General features: G+C 47.1%; 17 protein-coding genes and 1 pseudogene. 16 read left to right on the forward strand and 2 right to left on the reverse strand.

Features of this window, described 5'->3' with window-relative positions; all coding sequences use genetic code 11:
* Positions 1 to 127 precede the first annotated feature (127 nt).
* Together Q9R23_RS00725 and Q9R23_RS00730 are read left to right on the forward strand one after the other, a co-directional pair.
* Entirely contained in the window at positions 128 to 691 is a 564-nt protein-coding gene (locus tag Q9R23_RS00725; RefSeq protein WP_290754719.1) for a DedA family protein, read from the forward strand.
* Between the two features lie 13 nt (positions 692 to 704).
* On the forward strand, positions 705 to 1337 hold the full coding sequence (locus Q9R23_RS00730; protein WP_290754721.1) for an HAD family hydrolase: 633 nt from the start codon (positions 705 to 707) through the stop codon (positions 1335 to 1337).
* 86 nt (positions 1338 to 1423) lie between these two features.
* Here Q9R23_RS00730 and Q9R23_RS00735 read toward each other — a convergent pair whose 3' ends face one another.
* Entirely contained in the window at positions 1424 to 2482 is a 1059-nt protein-coding gene (locus tag Q9R23_RS00735) for a PTS sugar transporter subunit IIC (RefSeq protein WP_056060085.1), read from the reverse strand.
* A gap of 187 nt (positions 2483 to 2669) precedes the next feature.
* On the opposite strand from Q9R23_RS00735, the gene Q9R23_RS00740 reads away from it, so the two are divergent.
* On the forward strand, positions 2670 to 3665 hold the full coding sequence (locus Q9R23_RS00740) for an NADP-dependent oxidoreductase (protein ID WP_290754724.1): 996 nt from the start codon (positions 2670 to 2672) through the stop codon (positions 3663 to 3665).
* 58 nt (positions 3666 to 3723) lie between these two features.
* Here the strand turns inward: Q9R23_RS00740 and Q9R23_RS00745 are convergent, their stop codons facing one another.
* On the reverse strand, positions 3724 to 3888 hold the full coding sequence (locus tag Q9R23_RS00745) for a hypothetical protein (protein ID WP_214854816.1): 165 nt from the start codon (positions 3886 to 3888) through the stop codon (positions 3724 to 3726).
* A gap of 287 nt (positions 3889 to 4175) precedes the next feature.
* Here Q9R23_RS00745 and Q9R23_RS00750 point away from each other — a divergent pair, with 287 nt between their 5' ends.
* The 13 genes and pseudogenes from Q9R23_RS00750 (at position 4176) to pulA (ending at position 21725) form a co-directional block, all read left to right on the forward strand.
* Positions 4176 to 6800 carry a glycosyltransferase gene (locus Q9R23_RS00750; protein WP_290754725.1) on the forward strand — a complete coding sequence of 875 codons (2625 nt, stop codon included), beginning with the start codon at positions 4176 to 4178 and terminating at the stop codon, positions 6798 to 6800.
* On the forward strand, positions 6797 to 7801 hold the full coding sequence (locus Q9R23_RS00755) for a class I SAM-dependent methyltransferase (protein WP_311246246.1): 1005 nt from the start codon (positions 6797 to 6799) through the stop codon (positions 7799 to 7801). Before Q9R23_RS00750 ends, Q9R23_RS00755 begins: the two co-directional genes overlap by 4 nt.
* Complete coding sequence (locus tag Q9R23_RS00760; protein ID WP_290754729.1) at positions 7696 to 9012, forward strand: glycosyltransferase family 4 protein; 1317 nt, start codon at positions 7696 to 7698, stop codon at positions 9010 to 9012. The genes Q9R23_RS00755 and Q9R23_RS00760 overlap by 106 nt, the downstream gene beginning before the upstream one ends.
* Positions 9009 to 10262: a glycosyltransferase gene (locus Q9R23_RS00765; protein ID WP_311246247.1), complete on the forward strand. Its 1254-nt coding sequence runs from the start codon at positions 9009 to 9011 to the stop codon at positions 10260 to 10262. Before Q9R23_RS00760 ends, Q9R23_RS00765 begins: the two co-directional genes overlap by 4 nt.
* A 278-nt stretch (positions 10263 to 10540) precedes the next feature.
* The gene (locus Q9R23_RS00770; RefSeq protein WP_214804385.1) at positions 10541 to 11833 is read left to right on the forward strand and encodes a nucleotide sugar dehydrogenase; all 1293 of its coding nucleotides are present in this window, start codon (positions 10541 to 10543) and stop codon (positions 11831 to 11833) included.
* Positions 11830 to 12630 (forward strand): ABC transporter permease, encoded by an 801-nt coding sequence (locus tag Q9R23_RS00775; protein ID WP_311246248.1) that lies wholly within the window; start codon positions 11830 to 11832, stop codon positions 12628 to 12630. The genes Q9R23_RS00770 and Q9R23_RS00775 overlap by 4 nt, the downstream gene beginning before the upstream one ends.
* An 11-nt stretch (positions 12631 to 12641) precedes the next feature.
* Positions 12642 to 13382 (forward strand): annotated as a pseudogene (gene tagH, locus Q9R23_RS00780) (teichoic acids export ABC transporter ATP-binding subunit TagH); the annotation flags it as partial.
* 112 nt (positions 13383 to 13494) lie between these two features.
* Positions 13495 to 14595, forward strand: a complete 1101-nt coding sequence (wecB, locus tag Q9R23_RS00785) for a non-hydrolyzing UDP-N-acetylglucosamine 2-epimerase (RefSeq protein ID WP_050678363.1) — start codon at positions 13495 to 13497, stop codon at positions 14593 to 14595.
* Positions 14592 to 15077: a hypothetical protein gene (locus Q9R23_RS00790; protein ID WP_050678364.1), complete on the forward strand. Its 486-nt coding sequence runs from the start codon at positions 14592 to 14594 to the stop codon at positions 15075 to 15077. Before wecB ends, Q9R23_RS00790 begins: the two co-directional genes overlap by 4 nt.
* Positions 15067 to 16455: an MBOAT family O-acyltransferase gene (locus tag Q9R23_RS00795; RefSeq protein ID WP_311246249.1), complete on the forward strand. Its 1389-nt coding sequence runs from the start codon at positions 15067 to 15069 to the stop codon at positions 16453 to 16455. Before Q9R23_RS00790 ends, Q9R23_RS00795 begins: the two co-directional genes overlap by 11 nt.
* Positions 16456 to 16470: 15 nt before the next feature.
* Positions 16471 to 17646, forward strand: coding sequence for a DHHW family protein (locus tag Q9R23_RS00800; protein ID WP_311246250.1), 1176 nt, complete (start codon positions 16471 to 16473; stop codon positions 17644 to 17646).
* A 13-nt stretch (positions 17647 to 17659) separates the two neighbouring features.
* Positions 17660 to 18586 carry an LCP family protein gene (locus tag Q9R23_RS00805; protein ID WP_023467480.1) on the forward strand — a complete coding sequence of 309 codons (927 nt, stop codon included), beginning with the start codon at positions 17660 to 17662 and terminating at the stop codon, positions 18584 to 18586.
* A 226-nt stretch (positions 18587 to 18812) separates the two neighbouring features.
* Complete coding sequence (gene pulA, locus Q9R23_RS00810) at positions 18813 to 21725, forward strand: type I pullulanase (protein ID WP_290782343.1); 2913 nt, start codon at positions 18813 to 18815, stop codon at positions 21723 to 21725.
* Positions 21726 to 21785 lie beyond the last annotated feature (60 nt).

A 21785-nucleotide genomic window follows, 5' to 3' on the forward strand; every position in this document is an offset into this window, starting at 1 on the left:
GATAATGATTCGAGCGACTTCACTATGAGAAGTCGCTCTTTCTGATGTAAAAAGAGCCGTTTCCTGTACGCCCTCTTGAAAGTTCGATACACTAGAAATAGTTGGTAAAGAGAGAGGGAGGGCGAAGATGGGACACCACTGGATGGAATCATACGGTTATATCGGGATCATGATGACGCTCATGTTTCCATTCATACCGAGCGAAGTACCGCTCGCGTATGCAGGATATCTCGTGCATACGGCACAGGCGAATCTGCTATTCATGGTGTTCCTCGCTGTAGTGAGCTTCGTCATTAGTCAGAACCTCTTCTTTACGATTGGTCAGTTCGGGAGTGAACGGTTATTGAATCGTTTGTTCAAATGGTTTCGGATTTCGGAAACAAAAATGCTCCAGTTTCAGACACAAATGGAGACGAAGGGACGCTATATCCTTCTTCTGTCTCCAATGTGGCGCATCGGATTTGCAATTGGTGCCGGTCTAACTGGTGTTTCACGCTGGACGTTTACCGTCGTGACGACGATTTCCTTTTTCCTTTGGTCAGCGATCTTCATTTGGGGCGGGAAAGCCGTCGGGCATGAATGGCGAAAATTGCACCATCTCAATCATCCGATAGTTTGGATTGGTTTAGGTGTGTTGATTACGGTTGGCTACTTGATTCAAAAAAAGAGAAAAGCAAAAAAAGAGATCTAAAAGGAGTGGGAACATGGCAATTATCTTATTCGATATTGACGGTACATTGATCGATTCAACGGAACAGATGACAGAAGCAATCCATCGAGCGATGGAGGACATGCCGCATCTTCCAAAACCATCTCAAGCAAGTGTACAAGCAAGCTATGGTTTAGCAGGAAGTGCCTTTTGGCGTAAGGCGATTCCGGAAGCCTCAGAAGAGGATATTCGGTTGATTCGTAAAAAAAGACATGGTCATCTAGAAGCGACGATGGCAGAACAGAACGTCTTGTTCGACGGAATTCGATCTTTATTAGAAGCGCTAGTGTCTGCGGGACATACCATTTCAACTGCGAGTAATTGTGGCAACCACTATCTAAACCTTGTGCTGGATAGCCAAGACATTCGTTCGTTCTTTACGAGTCCGAAATGCTTAGAATCCGTCAATGGAAAAGAAAAATCGGATATCTTACGCGCTCACCGCGATGAGTTTGGAGAAGGATCTTACTGGATGATTGGAGATCGGTCTTCTGATGTCGAAGCGGCTCGTAAGGAACATATGCCGGTCGTCTTATGTCAATATGGTTTTGGTACGCCATCCGAGTGGAATTCGGCAGATCATGTCATCGAGACACCGCTTGATTTGTTAACAGTGATTGAAAAATAAAGAAGAAAAAAGCCAAGCTAGACGCGTCGATTTTTTCAGACGGTCGGCTTGGCTTTTTTGTGGTTAAAATATCAAGCAAGATGCACTTACTCGAAATCGAGTCGGTATGGTTCTGCGCTCATCCATGGACGGAACTTCCGGAAGAGTAGATGGAACAATAAACAGAGAATAATGGGTAAGACGATAAAAAGACCAAGCACGAATGTCATATTGAAGAGCGTCCATCCTCCTGACATCAGGTGTAGCGCATTGATTGGACCGATTAAACCAGACATTCCAAATCCGGCACTAAACGGTGTACCTTGAACACCGAGCATTCCAGCTAATGCACCAAGGATAGCGGCACTACACATGACAGGTAGAATCATCAATGGATTACGAATGAAGTTCGCCATCTGGATTTTAGGAGAACCGAGAAAATGAGCAATCGACGTTCCACGTGAATTCGCTTGCCAACCGGCAATCGCAAGACCAAAACCAGCAGCACAGACACCTAGATTGGCAGCGCCGGCAGCAACACCCGATAAACTGATCGCGGTTGCAATGCCGACCGTCGAAAGCGGAGAGACGATGAGAACGGAAAAGGCGACCGCAATTAGAATGCCCATCAAGACGGGTTGAAGTGCCGTGAAGTCTGAGATGACATGTCCAATTGCTGTCGTAATCCGTGTGACGAACGGATACGTCAGAACACCAATTCCACCGGCACCGACAATCAAAATCGTTGGCATGACAAGCACCGTATATGTTTTGAAGCGTTCACCAATCAATAAGACGATTGCTGTTGCAATAGCTGCCGTCAAACCAGCATTGATGACATCACCTGTACCGACGAAAACGAATGTCGCATCCGCACGGGTCGCAACACCTGAGCCGACGACCGTCGCGAGTCCAATCGACGTGGTGGCAATCGGTGTCACTTTAAATTGCATCGCTACGGCGACACCAATCACCATTGGTAAAAGTCGCATCGCGAGTGTCGTTGCGTCTAAAACATGTTGGGCTCCGGACACATATGGCAACAATGCCTTAGCGAGTTCACCGAGTAAGGCTCCTGGAATAAGGGCAACGAGAATTCCAATACTGAGACCGTTTAAAACATGCACTGCAAATTGACGTGGCTGACGCAAAATAGATGAATCCATAAAATCCTCTCCTTATGTAACGCTTTTGTGCATAACAGTATAAAAGTTGTGAATTGTGTTTTATCTTACGGTAAGAACAGAAGGACGTCAAGAAAAAGTTAGAAAATTCCAAACGATCAAAGGATTCGTCTTTCAGAAACGGAATTGTTACAGTGAAGAAGTACATTGAATGAGGAGGTCATGAATCATGTCAGAACAACGTATCGTATTAGCGGAACGACCAAACGGAAAACCAACAGGGGAAACATTCCGTTATGAATCATTTGAGTTAGCAGATTTACGAGAAGGGCAAGTCGCACTGGAGTCACTCTATATCTCAGTCGATCCATATATGCGGGGACGTATGAACGATACGCGTTCTTATTCGCAACCGTTTGAGATTGATGAACCGATTCACGGGGGTGTCGTAGCGCGTGTCATCGAGTCTAAAAGTGAGGCGTTCAAGTCAGGTGATGTCGTCGTGGGGATGCTCGATTGGGCAACGAAAGCAGTCGTCGATGCGAAAAGTGTCCGTAAAATCGATGAGCAGATCGCTCCAATCTCAACAGCGCTCGGTGTTCTCGGAATGACAGGGATGACGGCGTATTTCGGGTTGCTTGATATCGGGAATCCACAGCCAGGAGAAACTGTTGTCGTATCGGCAGCAGCAGGGGCTGTTGGATCGATCGTTGGTCAGATCGCTAAAATCAAAGGTGCACGAGTAGTTGGGATTGCAGGAAGTGACGAAAAGTTACAGCACTTAAAAGTAGATCTTGGTTTTGACGAAGTCATCAACTACAAAACGGAAGACATCCGGGAAGCTTTAGACCGGACGTGTCCAGACGGCATCGATGTTTATTTTGAAAATGTCGGTGGAGAGATCGGCGATGCGGTCCTGGATCGACTCAATCCATTCGCGCGGGTACCAGTCTGCGGCGCTATTTCTGGGTATAACGCACAACAGGACATCGGTCCACGTGTTCAATCGAAATTAATCATTGCGCGTGCGCGTATGCAAGGTTTCTTAGTGGGGGATTATGGCAAACGATTCAAGGAAGCGGCTGAGCAACTCGGTCAATGGGTCAGTGAAGGGAAATTACGATATGAAGAGACGATCTTTGAAGGGTTCGATCGTGTACCAGATGCGTTCCTTGGCTTGTTCGATGGCTCGAACACAGGGAAACTACTAGTAAAAGTGAAGTAAACATGCCAAAAGAGGTTGCGGAATCATTTCCGCAACCTCTTTTTCTATGGCGTGAGATTCATGAATCTTTTCGATCGCGCTTGAGCTCTTCAGGATCAGGATCCGGATGTTGTGTTTCCGCAGGCTTGATGCCGGGATTTGATGTCTCAGCTGGATCAGGGTCCGGGTGAAGACCAACGTCTGCCTTTTCATCTGGTAAATCATGATTTTTTTCGTTTAACATGTCCAGTCATCTCCTTTTATCAGTACATAGTAATGTTTCCCCGTTTTTTAAATCCAAAACAATGAGGGTGCATAGGATTCGTTTTTGAAAACATGTGAATGACTTCCACGGACAAGAAAGCGAAACCGGTCGATTTCCTAGGAAATACAGGTTGACTGAAATGGAATGTAAGGAAAATCCAAAAAAGCTTCATGAAGTCTTTACAAAAACCTTGCAAGTCCTTCAAGTAGCCTTTGAACTGCTTCCGTAGACTAAGAAAGAGTTGAAAAGAGGAAGGGTGTTTACGTGTGAGTGATCAAAAATGGAAACGACAAATCATGCAACAACTGAACTGGGTCCGCGAAGAGAAAAAACGGCTGACAAGCGAGACGACCGCAAGTAAAGATGCACTCGAAAAACTCCGTCAGCTAGACGTCTTGCGACTACCGACGGTTCGAACTTCTAATAACACGACGACACGTTACCGACAAAATAGCCAAGCTTCACTACTAGATCAATTGGATGTCTCGGAGATTCCGGTCCGGACGACGACGCGTTACTATGAAAAGCGACCAATCGAGATGGCGATCGTCTGCTCGGAATTCATGTACGCCTATTATGAAGATGCCGTTCATCTCCACTACGTCAATGCGCATACATTCGAAGAAGTTTTCGAGCGCGAGATTGATCTCTTTTTAGTCGTCTCTTCATGGAAGGGGTTACGAGGGGATGATTGGAAAGGTGTCGCCACACCGAATTCAAAGAAACGCCAACGACTGCTTTCGATGATGCAGGAAGTCAAAGCCAAAGGAATTCCAGTCGTTTTTCAATCAACGGAAGATCCGAGCAATCATGAACGGTTTCAAGACGTGGCGCAAGCTGCCGATTATGTCCTGACTTCAGATGAGGCGATGATTCCTGAATATCGCGTCTTATGTGGTCATGATCGGATTATGGCGATGCCGTTTGGTATCAATCCATTGATTCACAATCCAATCGGAGCGACACGTAGCCGTAAGAAAGGCGTTTTATTTGCCGGTAGCTGGATGGCGAAATATCCGGAGCGCGTGAAAGATACGGAGATGTTGTTTGATGGGGTCATGCAGTCTTCGCACGAACTCGATATCGTGGATCGGAATTATCATCTCGACTTACCAGCCTATCAGTTTCCGGAGCGCTATCAATCACGGGTCGCACCAGCGATTCCTTATGATGCTTTACAACAAGTTAGTAAATGTTACGACTGGGTCTTGAACCTGAATAGCATCAAGTACAGTAAAACGATGTGTGCTCGTCGCGTCTATGAGTCGCAAGCACTCGGGAATTTGATCCTGTCGAATTACAGTATCGCCGTCAACAACGAGTTTCCGAACATCTTCACCGTGCATGACGCACAGGAGGCGACGGCGATCTTAGAACGTACGTCGCAAGAAGAAATCGAACGATTGCGAGCAGAAGGACTTCGTGCCGTCATGACGGAACATACAGTCTTCGAACGGATGGATCAGATTCTAGCGTTCATTGGACGAGTACCTGAAACACGGAAACATCGCTTACTCATCGTCGTCGCCCAGGATGGGGAAGCCATCCGTAACGCAATCGATCGCCAAAGTCTCACACCAGATGAAATCGTCTCAGCGGATACGTTGACGGAGCAAACCTATGATCAAGCCGATCTCGTTGCTTGGATGGATGGAGAGGAATCTTACGGCGAACATTATTTAGAGGACCTCGTGAATGGCTTTAAATATAGCGATGCCAGCATCGTCCGAAAGGGAAGCGAGCATCCGTATCATGTACAAGAGATGAGCGGTAGTCGAAACGGTGCGATTGTTTGGCGATCAGCTATCGGATATGACATGTTCCAAGCAGGTGAACTGAACGGAAAAACACTATTGCTCGATCAATTGGAGTGGAACGAGCAGGCGGTAGTTCCGACGAATCAGATTCCGCAACTGTCGGTCGTCGTTCCGATCTATAACAATGGAAAACACCTCACGTATAAATGTTTCGCCAGTCTAACGCGGATGGATCGATTCATGGAGTCGGAGATTTTACTCGTAGATGATGGATCAACGGATGTTGCGACACGTCAAGCCGTAGAGCGTCTCGCACGACGCTATGGAAATGTCAGAACTTATTTCTTCGAGACAGGCGGAAGCGGTAGTGCTTCACGTCCGCGTAACAAAGGAGTCGAGATGGCACGAGCTGACTATGTGACGTTCCTTGATCCGGATAACGAGGTACTCAGTGATCGATATGCCTTTTTGCTTCAAGAACTAGAAAAAGATCCATCACTTGATTTTGTGGCAGGGCATATGAAAAAGCTTGCCGAGAAGACGAGCATCATCGCCTTGCCAACGATTCGTAAACAAGGACGAACGGTTTGTGAGGATCCGAAAGCTTTTCTATTGAAACATCGGTTTGCGGTACAAAGCATTCAAGCACTCGTCGTCCGTCGTACCTTCCTGCTTGAACATCAATTGGAACAAGTCGTCGGTGCGGTCGGTCAGGACTCCTTGTTCTTCCAAGAATTGATGCTTCGCGCGAACCGTGTCTTACTCGTCAATCGAGTCATCCATTATTATTACGCAGCCGTTGCAGGGTCAACCGTGAATGCATTGACGGTGAAGTTCTTTGAACGAAGTGTCGTCCGAGAGCGGGCACGAGCTGAGAAATTCGCTCGTTATGGAGTGCTAGAGGAATACAAGGAAACTCGATTCGAGCATTTCTTTGAGCATTGGTATCTTGTCAAGTTACGCTACTGCAGTGATAAGGACTTTGCACCGAGTGTCGCATTACTACGCACGATTATCGGATTCTATGAACCAATCACGTTGACGAACCCGTTGATTCGTCGATTCATGGAGCTTGCAGATCGACAGGAGACGGATCGACTTCAACACTTACTACTCGAGGAGGTGCAAAAATGACGGCATCGATGAAAACAGTACGCCCCAAGGATCAAATCCGAGCTGCCTACTACGATCAGTTAGGCGGTGGATTCGGTAAAAAAGTCCGCGCGCGTGTTCACTGGATCGTTCGACAAGCAAAAGGAGAGCACATTTTAGATATTGGTTGTTCGGGTGGAGTCGTCCCGATTTTGCTCGGACGCGAAGGGAAACATGTCATCGGGATCGATGTGTTACCAGAAGCGATCATCGAGGCCAAACAAGCATTACTTGAAGAACCGGCATCCGTAAAAGAAAAAGTGGAATTACATGAAGCAAATGTCATGACGTACACACCTGACATTCAATTCGATACAGTCTTGATGACGGAAGTACTGGAACATATCGGGGAGCCAGAGCGCTTTATCGCCCGTGCCGTCTCGTTCATCGCACCAGAAGGACGACTCGTCATCACAGTCCCATTTGGAGTGAACGATTATGCGGATCACAAACGGACGTATTATTTAAACCGACTGCTTGAACAGTTGACACCCTTCGGTAAGATCGAGACGATCGAGCGGATTGACAAGTGGCTTGGGATCACGATTCAAGTCTATCCGGAACCTCGATCCGGTCGATCTATTCTACCGGCGGAAGTCGAATGGCTTGAAGACGCCTTTGAAGAGGTGGAACGATTGCATCTCGCAACGATCATTGATTTAAAACGCAAGCAACAGAATCTAGAACGAAAAGTTCAGCGGTTAGGGGAACAAACAGATTTATTCGAACAGGTACAATCGGAATCACTACGTCATGAACAGCAACTACAGGAACAGCGTGAACAATATAAGATGCTCGAAGAACAATATGCCGTACTGCTTGATCGATTCGAAGGATCATTGGTGGCAAATCTGGAATTGCTGGAGGCGAATGCATCATGGAAATCAAAATACCGCTCACTCGCACGATCAAAGCTCGGAAAAATCGTCGTCCGCTACTGGAAGTTCCGACGTCAACTCAAGCAGCGCCGGAGTCGTCGATGAACGTCTTGATGATTTGTCAAAATTTCTATCCGGAAATCGGGAGTGCGGCAAACCGAATGAAGAATATCTTCAAGCGGATGGAACAAGCAGGAAGTGACGTCCATGTGTTGACGTCAGAACCGGTCTATCCGACGGCAGAACTCTATACGGACTCGATGTTCTGGGATGAACCGAGCCTCGATACGGCACATGTGACTCGTATCCAACCGCGTGACGTCCGGGCGACGAATAATTTATGGCGGCGTCTTCGCTTGTTCGTGGAACAATTCGTGCTCGCGGTAAAAGAAGTGCGACATGACCCGAAATCCTATGCCTACATCTATGCGACGACGCCATCCATCTTCATGGGACTCGTCGGGGTCGTCGCGAAACACGTCAAAAAGGCTCCTTTGATTCTCGATGTACGTGATTTATGGCCGGAATCATTGATTGGCGTCGGCATCACGAATTCGCGTCTCTTATTGACGCCGCTCTACTGGCTTGAAAAGTGGATGTATCGACAGGCAGATCAATTGGTCATCAACAGTGAGGGGTTTCGATCATATATTGAAGGGCGGGGCATTGCACCGGAAAAAATTCATTATATCCCGAACTCTATCGAGGAAAATGAGTGGTTGATCAAACGCCGAAAAGTATCGGAACAAGTCCGCGTCGTGTATACAGGAAATATCGGTCTCGCACAAGATGTGTTCTTGTTGCTTGACGTCGCACAGGAACTTCAACAAGAGGAAGATATCTGTTTTCAAGTCGTCGGTTACGGTTATCACAAGCAAACGTTCGAACGACTCGTTAAGGAACGTGGGTTGACGAACATCGAATTTCTTGACGCGATGCCACGCTGGGATGCGTTGAAACAACTTGCGAAGAGTGATATTGCCTTTGCGACACTCGTCGAAAGTACAGCGTTCGATACGGTGACACCTGGAAAAATCATCGACTACATGGCGATGGGGTGTGCCATCGTCGGAGCGGTATCCGGACACGCGGCGCATGTCATCGAAGAGGCAGGAGCGGGTTACGTGTCTGTCCAGCGAAAAAAAGAGGAGATCGTCGATCATATTCTCGAGTTATCACGAAATCCAGAGAAACGTGCAGCGATGGGGCGTGCAGGTGTGGCATACGTCCAACATCATTTTGATTGGGAACAAAATGAACAGCGCTTGTTTGAAGCTATCGAACAAACGCAGTCACGAAAGGCGGTCGCAGAATGAAGCGAATTGGAATGTTTGTTTGGAATCCGTTTACGAATGACGCTCGTGTCTTGCGTGAATGTACAGCACTCGTCGAAGCAGGACACCGCGTGGACCTATACTGTCTAAATGACGGCACACTTCCAGAAGTCGAATACCCGATGTCAGGGTTTCGCGTCATTCGAATCGATCGGACGCCACCTTTTGCGAGGTGGCTCCCGTTCTTTCGTAAACGGAAAAAACGGACACTTGTCATCGGCGTGATGGGTGCGCTTCTTGCGCCATGGCTTATTCCCGTGATGCTCGTGCTCTTTTTGCTCATGCGAAGTCGATTCATCCGTTACGCCCTCTATAACAGTTTCGGCATTCTTCGTATGACACGTGCTGCCCGAAAGCATGATTATGACGTCATGCATGCGAACGATGTCAATACGTTACCACAAGCGATTGGGGCAGCGCGTGGTGCCCAAATCGTCTATGACTCGCATGAAGTCCAGACCGATCGGACAGGATACGGGAGCATGCAAGGGAAATTAGAGCGCTGGTTGCTTCACTTCGTCAATCAGACGATCGTTGAAAATGACACGCGTGCAGATTACCATCAGAAGTTATATGGAACGCGACCATCCGTCCTGCACAATTATCCGTTTTACGAACCGATTATTCCGCAACCGCGACCGTTACGCGAAGAATTAGCACTTGCACCAGATGAGCCGATTTTATTGTATCAAGGTGGCATCCAAGAAGGACGTGGACTAGAGCGACTCATCGAAGCGATGCCGTTCATCGATCGAGGAACACTTATTTTCGTTGGAGATGGAAAGTTAAAAGGGAAACTGATGCAACTGGCCACGCAATCATCGGAAAAGTCTCGTATCCGCTTCATTGATAAGGTTCCGCTTGCTGAACTACCCAGTTACACGGCAGCGGCAACGGTCGGCTTTCAGGTCCTCCAGAACGTTTGCTTCAATCATTATTCCGCTTCTTCAAATAAACTATTCGAATACATGGCGGCGTTGATTCCTGTCATCGCGGCCGACTTACCAGAAATTCGTCGTGTCGTCGATACAGAAGGAGTTGGATTAATCGTCGATGTCGAATCCCCGCAGAGTATCGCCGAGGCGGTCAATCGTCTAGTGAAGGATGAGAGCTTGCGACGGACGATGCATGAGCGGGCAAGCGTAGCAAGGAGACAATACAACTGGGAGCAAGAAAAAGGTCGACTGCTTGCTGTCTATGACTCGATTTTCATGGAATCGGGCGCAAAATAAGAAAAATAGTCAACGACTCGAAGGGAAATCCACGTGCAATGAAGGCGGATTCCTGACGAGTCGTTTTGTTTCATTCGAATAGACACGAAGGATTCGCGAAAGCTTCATAAGATTTACAAAAACGATAGAAAACACTGGAAATGTAAGGTCTGTGAAGAATGGTTTAAGAGATGGTTAGAAGCATTGGAAAGCAAAGGAAATGTCGTTATGGTCTAGTTACAGCCAAGCCACAGATCGTTCGTTGGCTAGTATGACTAACTCGATGGAGGAATGACAAAATGAAACTTTGCACAATCGGACTAGGATATATTGGATTACCTTCTTCTGCGATGTTCGCGGATCATGGCACGGAAGTCGTAGGTGTCGACATCGATCCACAGATCGTCAATCTTCTGAATACGGGAACGATTCATATTGAGGAACCAGGACTCGAGGATGTCATCAAACGGGTCGTCGCGAACGGAAAATTCCGAGCGACACTTACGCCAGAACGGGCCGATGTTTTCTTAATCGCCGTTCCAACGCCGAACTTGAACGATACGTATAAATCATGTGATTTGAAATATGTCATTTCAGCGGTCAACAACATGCTGCCATTCCTTGAAAAAGGAAATGTCGTCATCGTCGAATCGACGATTGCGCCACGTACGATGGATGATCATGTCCGTCCCTTAATCGAAGCAGCTGGATTTACGATTGGTGAGGACATTTATGTCGTCCATTGCCCAGAGCGTGTGTTGCCAGGACAAATTTTACATGAACTTATCCATAATAACCGAATCGTCGGTGGATTGACGCCAGCGTGTGCGGAGGCAGGGGCTGCCGTCTATGAAACATTCGTTCAAGGTGAAATCGTCCGGACCGATGCAAAAACAGCCGAAATGTCGAAGTTGATGGAGAATACATTCCGCGATGTCAACATTGCGCTCGCAAATGAATTAACGCAAGTATGTCATCAACTAGAGATCAACGTCTTAGATGTGATCGAGATGGCGAACATGCATCCACGGGTAAACTTGCATCATCCGGGACCGGGAGTGGGTGGTCACTGTCTCGCAGTGGATCCGTACTTCATCGTCGCAAAAGCCCCATCGCTTGCTCGCATCATTCATACGGCACGACAAACGAACGTTCAGATGCCACAATTCGTTGCCGAACAAGCAGCTCGTCTCGTCGGTTCGCGTGTCCGTCCAAAAATCGCCGTCTTTGGTGTCACGTATAAAGGAAACGTCGACGACATGCGCGAGAGTCCAGCTGTCGAAGTCATTGAACAATTACTCGACCGTGGACTTGACGTCGCTGTCTGTGATCCGCACGTCGAACGCTCGATTTCGACACGTTTCGAACTCGTCGATGAGTTGGAGGCGATTCAAGGCGCCGACCTAGCGCTTGTCTTAGTCGACCACGATGAATTCAAACAATTTGATTCACGTCGTCTCGCAAACTACATGCGGACACCGTTACTCTTTGATACGAAAGGGATCGTCAAAGCGCTCGACGCTGTCAAAGTCCTGAACTTCGGTAATTTGCATACGCACCGCGTGACGGAAGTGGATGCGAAAGCGATATGAACGCGATACGAACGATTGGGGGAGAGTTGAAGGATCATCTATATCTGATCTTTCGGCTCTCGCTTTATGAAACAAAGAGTCAATATAGCATGCAATACCTTGGTTGGTTTTGGGAGATCATGACGCCACTTCTCCAAATCGGTGTCTACTGGGTCGTATTCGGCTTCGGGATTCGTGGTGGTCATCCAGTTGATGGAATTCCGTTCGTCTTTTGGCTCGTCAGCGGATTGATTGCTTGGTTCTTCATCGGTAGTACGATTCCAAGTGGTTCCCGGTCGATTTATGGTCGGGTCGCTCTCGTCTCGAAGATGCATTTTCCACTAAGTACGATTCCAGCGTATGTCATTTTGGCACAATTCTACCGTCATCTCGCGATGATTGCTTTGACGATCATTTTAGGGTGTGCCTTCGGTTACTTCCCGGGATGGCATACGTTTGAACTCCTATATATCGTACCGGCGGGCGTCGTATTCCTCTATGCGGTTTCCTTATTGTTATCCGCACTTGCGACGATGATTCGAGATGTGCAAAACATGGTGACATCTGCGATCCGCATGCTGATGTATTTAACGCCAATCATGTGGATTCCGCCAGATCACTCGTTATTTAAGATGTTGTTGATGCTAAACCCACTCGTTTATTTGATTGAGGGGTATCGTTCAGCACTCATCGGAACGGGCTATCTGCTCGATCATATGTGGTATGGCGTGTACTTCTGGTGTATGACGCTTGCAATCTTACTTGTTGGAGCATCGATTCACATTCGATTCCGACGCTATTTCATCGATTACGTATAGGAGGGAGAACGATGGGTCATGTCGTGTTTGAGAATGTATCGAAACGGTACATGCTCTATGCCCGACCGATCGACAAGCTAAAAGAAGTGTTGTTCGGTAAGGTGAATGGAAAATCGTTCTATGCTCTGAAGAACGTCTCCTTTTCTGTGGAAGAGGGAGAAATCGTCGGTATCGTTGGCATCAACGGAAGTGGGAAATCGACACTATCGCATCTGCTTGCTAACGTGACACCACCGACGTACGGTCGGGTCACATTGGGTGGAAAGTCAGCATTGATTGCCATCTCTAGTGGATTGAATAGTCAACTGACGGGGCGAGATAACATTGAATTAAAAGGGCTGATGATGGGCTTGACGAAACGACAAATCGAGACGATTACTCCAGAAATTTTAGAGTTCGCTGACATCGGGGAGTTCATCGATCAGCCAGTCAAGACTTACTCGAGCGGCATGCGCGCTCGGATTGGTTTTGCAATCTCGATTCATATTAATCCAGATATCTTGATCATCGACGAAGCACTCTCAGTCGGAGACCAAACGTTTACTGAAAAGTGCCTCGATAAGATGCGTGAATTCCGCGATCAAGGGAAAACGATTTTTTTCGTCAGTCATTCGCTCAGCCAGGTAAAGAGTTTCTGTACAAAAATCCTTTGGTTGGAATACGGGGAAGTACGTCTATTTGGTCCGACGAACGAAACGTTGGCTGAATACAATAAATATCTATATTGGTACAAACAGTTATCAAAAAAGCAAGCCTCCCATTACGTAGCTAAGAAACGAACGGAACGGATCGGTTCCGTGGATCAGCAAATGATGGGCGAGACGATTGAACAATCGTCATGAAATGAGATAGGGGATGAAGTAAATGAAACGTGTCATGCTTGTATTCGGAACACGACCAGAGGCGATCAAAATGGCGCCGGTCGTTAAAGCACTTGAAAATCGTCAGGACGTCGAACCAATCGTCGTTGTTACAGCACAGCACCGAGAGATGCTCGATCAGGTCCTTGAACTGTTCGAGATCACTCCGGACCATGACTTGGATTTGATGCGTCCGCGTCAGACGTTAGAGGAAATGACGGCGCGTATTTTAAACGCGATGCGTCGCGTCCTCGAAAAGGAACAGCCGGATCTCGTCCTTGTCCATGGGGATACGACGACGACGTTCGCTGCTTCTTTAGCGGCGTTCTATCAACAGATTCCAGTCGGTCATGTGGAAGCAGGATTAAGGACATATGAAAAGTATGCGCCGTTCCCAGAAGAGATGAATCGTCAATTGACAGGTGTGTTGGCGGATTATCATTTTGCACCGACTGAACAGGCAGCAATGAACTTACGTGCTGAGAACAAGCAGACGCCAATCATCGTAACCGGTAATACGGTCATCGATGCGTTGAAGACGACTGTATCACCGACATATACACATCCTGTCCTATCGCGCCTAGAGAAGTCGGGACGAAAACTCGTTCTTTTGACGGTTCATCGCCGTGAGAATCATTTACAACTGGCAACGATTTTTGATGCAATCGAGCGACTAGCGAATGAACATCCAGAAATCGAAATCGTCTATCCGGTTCATCCGAATCCGGTCGTACTAGAGGCGGCAGCTCGCTTGGAGCATCATCCGCGGATTCAATTGATCGAACCACTTGATGTATTTGACTTCCATAATCTTGCGGCTCGGGCATCCTTCATTCTGACTGACTCAGGTGGGATTCAAGAGGAAGCACCTTCGCTCGGCGTGCCTGTTCTTGTCTTACGGGAGACGACAGAACGTCCAGAGGGGGTCGAAGCTGGAACGTTGAAGCTCGTCGGGACGAACCCAGAGATGATTTATACGATGAGTCATCAATTGTTGACGGATCAGGTGTTCTATCAATCGATGGCGCAAGCCGCGAATCCTTATGGCGATGGACAGGCAGCAGAGCGAATCGTCGATGCCATCATGAGTGAGGTACCTGTATGAGTCAACGTATTCCTCCAGCGATTTATCAGTTCTTTCCATTCGGAACGCAGGAAAAAATCTTGCTTGAGGATGCTACAGATGGTATCTATTTTGATTTTCAAGAAGCGACGGCAGATGACAAATTGTACATTCAGTTGTTTGATCAAGGATTTCAACATCCGCCTTCAAAGTTATACCGGTCAGACGCCACGATTACAGGAGACATCATCGAGGTGACCTGTCATTTCGAAGTCGATGCACCATGTGTCGTTCAGTTATTCAAGATGCAATATGGACAGAAAAAACGAATGGGATCGGAAACGGAGACCGTCACATTGACGAATGAGACAGTCGTTCATGTACAGATGAAACGAGTACCAGGAGCGAAGTATTTCAAGGTGGCATGGAAGTTCTTGCAAGAGGGGAGCTTCCGAGTCCATCTCCGGGACATTCAGATTGTGCAACATGTCACGGCAGGGGAGGAAGCGACGTATGTTATTTAGTTCGACGATATTCTTATTTCTGTTCTTACCGACTGTATTGATCGTCTATTACCTACTCCCACGCAGCTTCCGAAATGGCTGGTTATTAGTGACGAGTCTATTCTTTTATGCATTCGGAGAACCGCGTTTTGCATTGCTGATGCTACTGAGCGTCACGATCAACTACTTCTTCGCCTTGTTTGTCGATCTGTATCGATACCGAATCGGCGTCAAGTGGATCATGTTCAGTATGATTGCAGTCAATCTGGGGTTACTCGGCTGGTTCAAGTACAGCGGATTTTTTGTTCGTTCAGTCAACGAGACATTCGGATTAGGATGGTTCGTACCAGAAGTCGTCTTGCCACTCGGTATCTCGTTCTATACGTTTCATGCGATGAGTTATGTCATCGACATCTACAAAGGGAAGGAAGCGGTGCAAAAGAATCCGCTTGACCTCGCCCTTTATATCGCGTTCTTCCCTCAACTCGTCGCGGGTCCGATCGTTCGCTACAACACGATTGCGAGCCAAATCGAGTCACGAGAAGAGACAGTTTCCGATTTTGCCCGAGGAGTTCGGCGTTTTACGATTGGTTTAGCTAAAAAACTGATTCTTGCCAATGGATGTGGTCAAGTCGCGGATGCCATCTTCAATATGAAAGATCTCTCGATGGGGCTTGCTTGGATCGGCATCATTGCCTACGCCTTACAAATCTATTTTGATTTTTCAGGATACAGCGACATGGCGATTGGACTTGCTTTGATGTTCGGATTTCACTTTCTTGAGAATTTCAACTATCCCTACATTTCAAAGTCCGTTTCTGAATTTTGGCGTCGTTGGCATATTTCACTTGGATCGTGGTTCCGGGATTATGTCTACATCCCGCTTGGTGGAAATCGTGTCTCACCGTGGTTACAGTATCGTAACTTAGCAATTGTCTGGATGCTGACGGGTCTTTGGCATGGTGCTAGTTGGACGTTCGTCGCGTGGGGAGCCTATTACGGAATCTGGATCATGCTTGAGAAAGCATTTCTCGGGAAATGGTTGGAGAAAATTCCAGTCTTCTCGACCGTTTGGACACTCGTACTCGTTTTGGTCGGTTGGGTATTCTTCCGTTCCGAGACGTTCCCGGAAGCCGTTACGTACATTCAAGCAATGTTCGTACCAGATGTGATCTGGGATGAACGCGCGAGCTACCAGCTTGTCCAAAATGGTGTTCTACTGTTTGTCGCGTGTATCGCAGCGACACCGATTCCGAAAATCATCGGAGAGCGATTAGTCGTGTCACTCGGAAGAATTGGTACGACGATGCAGTATGGGTATGCGATGTTGATGCTGTTGCTTGCGACATCAGCACTTGTTGCAAGTACGTTTAACCCTTTCATCTATTTCCGCTTTTAAAAAGGAGGTCTACCGATGGCACAGCCACTTGAAACAGAAAATAAGCAGGGACAAAAACGGACGACCTCTTTTGAACGGATCATGATGTGGGTGACGACGATTAGTTTTCTACTCATTTTGTTAACGATTGGTGTCGGAACGCTCGTCCGAGAGGACCGTGTACGTTCACAGCTAGAAAATCGTACACTCGCTCAATCGGTCGATCCGACGATTGAAGGAATCGCGACTGGAAAAGACATGCTGAAGATGGAGACGTATTTCACGGACCAACTGCTTTTGCGAGGGACGTTCGTTGAGATGCAGGCGCTACTATCGAAGGATGTCTTCAGACAGCCTTTTCGTAATGGAATCTATACAGCTAAAAATGGCTATATGATCGAACCGAGTGCCTCGACAAAAGTTCAGATTCCAAACGCGTTTCGACAATTCGTTCAAGAAGTTGATCGTCCTGTCTATATGGCACTAGCTCCATCGAAGACGGTCATTGCTGAGCGCGATCAGTTGATCCCATCGTATGTTGCTTCGAACGCGCGGACACGATACGCAGGAATGATTCGGGACTTCAAGGCTGCCGGGATGACGAATTTGTCACTTGATCAATTAAAACTAACGGACTACTTCAAGACGGACCATCACTGGAATATCGACGGGGCAGCATCGGCATATCAGACGATTACGAAGGGGATGGACTTACGACCAGTCATGCCATCAAAATCAAATCGTAAAGAAGGTGAGCATGCCTATTATGGTTCATTAGCGCGAAAGACGACGCTTGCGTATGCGACGTCTAGTGATCAGTTAGCCTATTATGAACCAGCATTTTTCAAAGGAATCAATGTCTGTTACGACGGTGCATGCGATCGCCCAGTCATTGATGAATCCTTTGTTCAGCAAGAGGGAGATTACGTCGATCGGTATGAAGTATTCTTGCGCGGGAATCATGGCATCATGTCGATAAAGGAGCAGACGAAGAATGATCGACCAACGATTCTCGTCTTAAAGGATTCATTCGCGAATCCAGTCTTACCGTTCCTTGCTAAAAGTGCCAATCTCGAAGTCGTCGACGTTCGTTACGTCCCAAAATCATTCGATGTGTCGCAGTTCGCTAAACAAAAACAAGTCGACTCCGTGCTGTTCCTGCATAACTCGAACATTGCTGGATTGATGAAGACGTATGAAAACACACTATGAAGGAGTTCATGACATGAGATCCCGAATGGCGAAAAGAAAACCACGCCTTGTTTGGCGCGTATTGAGTGCGCTCCTACTAGGGTTCGTTCTGATTGCTAGTACATCAGCTGGTTTAGCTTTTTTAAAAGTGAAGCAAACGGCAGACGCGTTTTTAACACCGTTAGATGGAGAGCGGCCGAAGCCACTCGAATCGATGAAGCCGGTCAATGTCTTGTTACTGGGCGTGGATGAACGGAAAAACGATAAGGGACGTGCCGATGCCATCATGCTTCTTTCATTCAATCCAAAAACAAGACAAGCGACTTCCCTGTCCATTCCAAGAGATATGCAGGTAACCGTGCCGTCTGGCGAAAAGACTAAAATCAATCATACCTATGCCTATGGGGGGGTGAAAGAGACAGTCGAGACGGTGGAGCAGACGTTTGAGACCGATATTCCTTATTATGCGAAAATCAACATGGATGGATTGATTGAGTTGGTCGATGCTGTTGGGGGTGTCACGGTCGACAATCCATCTGCCTTCAGTTGGAACGACCGTCGTCTTCAAAAGGAGTATGAGAAAGGGAAAATTCATCTGACGGGTCTTGAAGCGAGTGGTTACGCTCGGATGCGAAAGCAAGATCCACTCGGCGATATGGGACGACAAATTCGTCAGCGTCAAGTGCTAGAAGCCGTCGGAATGAAGCTTGCTGGACCACAGTTATTGACGCAACTCGAAAAGATTACGGACGTCATGAAAAACAACTTTACGACGAATATTGGACTCGATGTCGCAGCGCAACTAGCGCAGGAAAATCAGCGGGGGTTCGAACAATTGAAGCCGCTGAAAATCGAGGGAGAAGGATATATCGCAAGTGATGGTGTCTGGTATTTCTTTGCATCGGACGAATCAATGGAACAGACGAAGCAGACGATCGCTAAACTTCTCGCACGATCATAAGTCATAATTAGTATTACCATCAAATAAACAAGGTTGAGCGTCTCTAGCAAATGATTGTGGAGGCGCTTTTTCCTATCTTTCTCTTAAGTAACGCATCATTCTTTTTGAAAAAAGTGCTTGGTTCAAAAGTCTTATTTTCGATCAAATCGATGAAATAGGCTTTGACAGGACTTGTAAACGGATGCAAAATGAAAACGATTACATACCAAAAGGAGATGGCTATCGCATGAAACGCATAAGATCCGTTTGTATCGTTGCGCTAACGTTTGCACTAATATTTAGTGGACTGTCTTTATCCGGTCAAGCATTGGAAAAAGGAAAGTCTACATTGGTCATCATTCATTACAAAGAAGACCCGAACGCCACGAAGGATTGGAACTTGTGGTTATGGGCGAACGGTCCGGATTATTTTCCGAATAAAGCCCACGCTTTTAACGGTGAGGATACTTACGGCAAAGTGGCAACTTATGAATTTCCAGTCGATCAGCCGGAAAAAGTCGGCTTTATCGTCCGAGATGATAACTGGAACAAGGATGGAGGATCTGAGAACGACCGCTTCATCACGAAAGACATGATTAAAAACGGAGTTGCTGAAATCTGGATCGAATCGGGAAGCAAGGACATCTCGACGGTCAATCCGACTAATGGAGCAGACGTCGAAAAAATCGACACGAACATCCACTATTATCGGTATGACAATGATTATGATAAATACGGCGTCTGGTCTTGGCCGGAAGCGCAAGATGGCAAGCGTTTCGAGTTCGATCAGCAAGATGAGTTTGGTGCCATTGCCAAAGTAACGCTTGATAACCCAACGAAAGCACGTCTTGCAGGCGTCATTCCTCATCTTGAGGGCTGGTCGGAAAAAGACGGAGCCGATCGTTTCTTTTATGCAGGTGCGAAGGACATCTGGTTGATCGAAGGGGACCAGACAGTGTACTACAGTAAACCGGAAATTGATCGCACGCCAAAAATCACGAGCTTTTTGGCTGATGACTTCCGGACGATGACGCTTAAAACGAATACACCGATGACGGCAGAAGACTTAAAGGCATTTACGTTCGAAGGTGTGACGAATCCAGTCGTATCATCGATCGATGCCAAGACGGCGAAAGTCGAAGTCGCTTCTGATATCGATTTAGCAAAAGTCGTCCGCGTGACGCATCCTGTTTTTGGAGAAGCAGTTCTTGAAGCAGGGAAGGTACTGCGTTCGAAAGCATTCGATCAAAAGTATGCCTATGGTGGTAAGCTCGGCGTCGACTATCAGAAATCGAAGACGACATTCAAGGTCTGGGCGCCGACAGCGCAAGCCGTTGAACTTGAACTATATCGCTTACCGAAACAACAAGCTGCTACGACAGAGGATATCACGCGTGAAATCAAGATGGAACGAACGGAACGTGGTGTCTATCAAGTGACGGTCAAGGGTGACCTTGACGGTGTCGGTTACACGTATGAAGTCAAGCACGCAAAAGAATCGACGCGTGCGGTGGATCCATATGCGACAGCAGTCGCTGTCAATGGAGACCAAGGTGTCGTCGTCGACTTACGCGAGACGGATCCAAAACGTTGGACGAATGGGAAAATGCCACTTCGTCACGCAACAGACGCGATCATTTATGAATCACATGTCCGTGATCTATCGATGTTTGATGTGACGAACTCGGGTTACGATTCAGGTATCAAACAAAAAGGAAAATATCTTGGTGTCATCGAACCAGGTACTCGCTTGACGAAGAATGGTAAGAAAACAAAAACGAAGACAGGACTAGATCATCTGAAGGAACTTGGTATCACGCATGTCCAGTTCATTCCTGTTTATGATTTCAACACAGCGTCCGTCGATGAGACGAATCCGCTTAAATCATACAACTGGGGTTATGATCCGAAGAACTACAATGCACCAGAAGGATCGTATGCGACAAACCCCTATGATCCAAAAGTCCGAATCACAGAAATGAAGCAGATGATTCAAGGACTGCATGACAATGGACTTCGTGCTGTCATGGACGTCGTTTACAACCACATGTTTGACGCAAAGGCATCAAACCTTGATAAAATCGTCCCTGGTTATTACTACCGTTATACAGAAGGCGGCGATTTAGCGAACGGAACTGGTGTTGGAAACGATACAGCATCTGAGCGTCAAATGATGCACAAATTGATCGTTGACTCTGTCTCATATTGGGCGAAAGAATACCACTGGGACGGATTCCGCTTTGACTTGATGGGCATTCACGACGTCAAGACGATGAATGCTGTCAAACAGGCGACAAAACGAATTGATCCGTCGATTCTTGTATTCGGAGAAGGGTGGAGCCTTGGAACACCGCTTCCGGAGATGGATAAGGCAAACCAAACGAATACAAAACAAATGCCAGGAATCGGACATTTCAACGACAACCTGCGCGATGCGCTTAAAGGTAGCGTCTTCATCGATTCAGATGCTGGTTTCATTAACGGAACAACGGGTCTTGAAACGCGCATCAAACGCGGAATCGTCGGAGAAATTGCTTATGACAAAGAGATTCAAGGATTTACGCAAGAACCAGATCAAGCCATCACGTACGTTGAAGCACATGACAACCATACGCTCTGGGATAAGTTGAACCTGACGAATCCGCAAGACAATGACGCAACGAAGACAAAGATGCATCGTTTGGCTTCAAGCATCTTGTTGACGTCACAAGGAACGACGTTCATCCATGCAGGACAGGACTTCATGCGGACGAAGGGCGGCGACCATAACTCATATAAATCACCGGATTCTGTCAACCAGCTCGATTGGAAACGGAAGATGGATCGTCAACAAGACGTCGATTATATGACCGGATTAATTGCATTGCGCAAGAAGAACCCTGCACTTCACTTAGCAACAGCGAAAGATATCCGTCGTTACTTGACGTTTGAAGCAGCACCGGCACAAGTCATTGCGTATCGACTAGATGACGACGCGCCACAACAGAAGAACGATTTATATGTCATTCACAATGCAAATCGAACGGTAGTTGACATGAAGCTACCGAAAGGGAAATGGAAGCTTCTCGTAGATGGTAAACAAGCAGGAACAAAAACGATCCGCACTGTTTCAGGTACGGTTCGTGTTGAGGGACTCAGCTCGTTCGTCTTAGCAAAATAATCAAACAAACGACAAAGGACGTTCCGCAGTTTGCGGAACGTCCTTTGTCGGAGTAAGAGA

The sequence above is a fragment of the Exiguobacterium sp. BRG2 genome (assembly GCF_031844245.1).
In the GTDB taxonomy this organism is placed as follows: Bacteria; Bacillota; Bacilli; order Exiguobacteriales; family Exiguobacteriaceae; genus Exiguobacterium_A.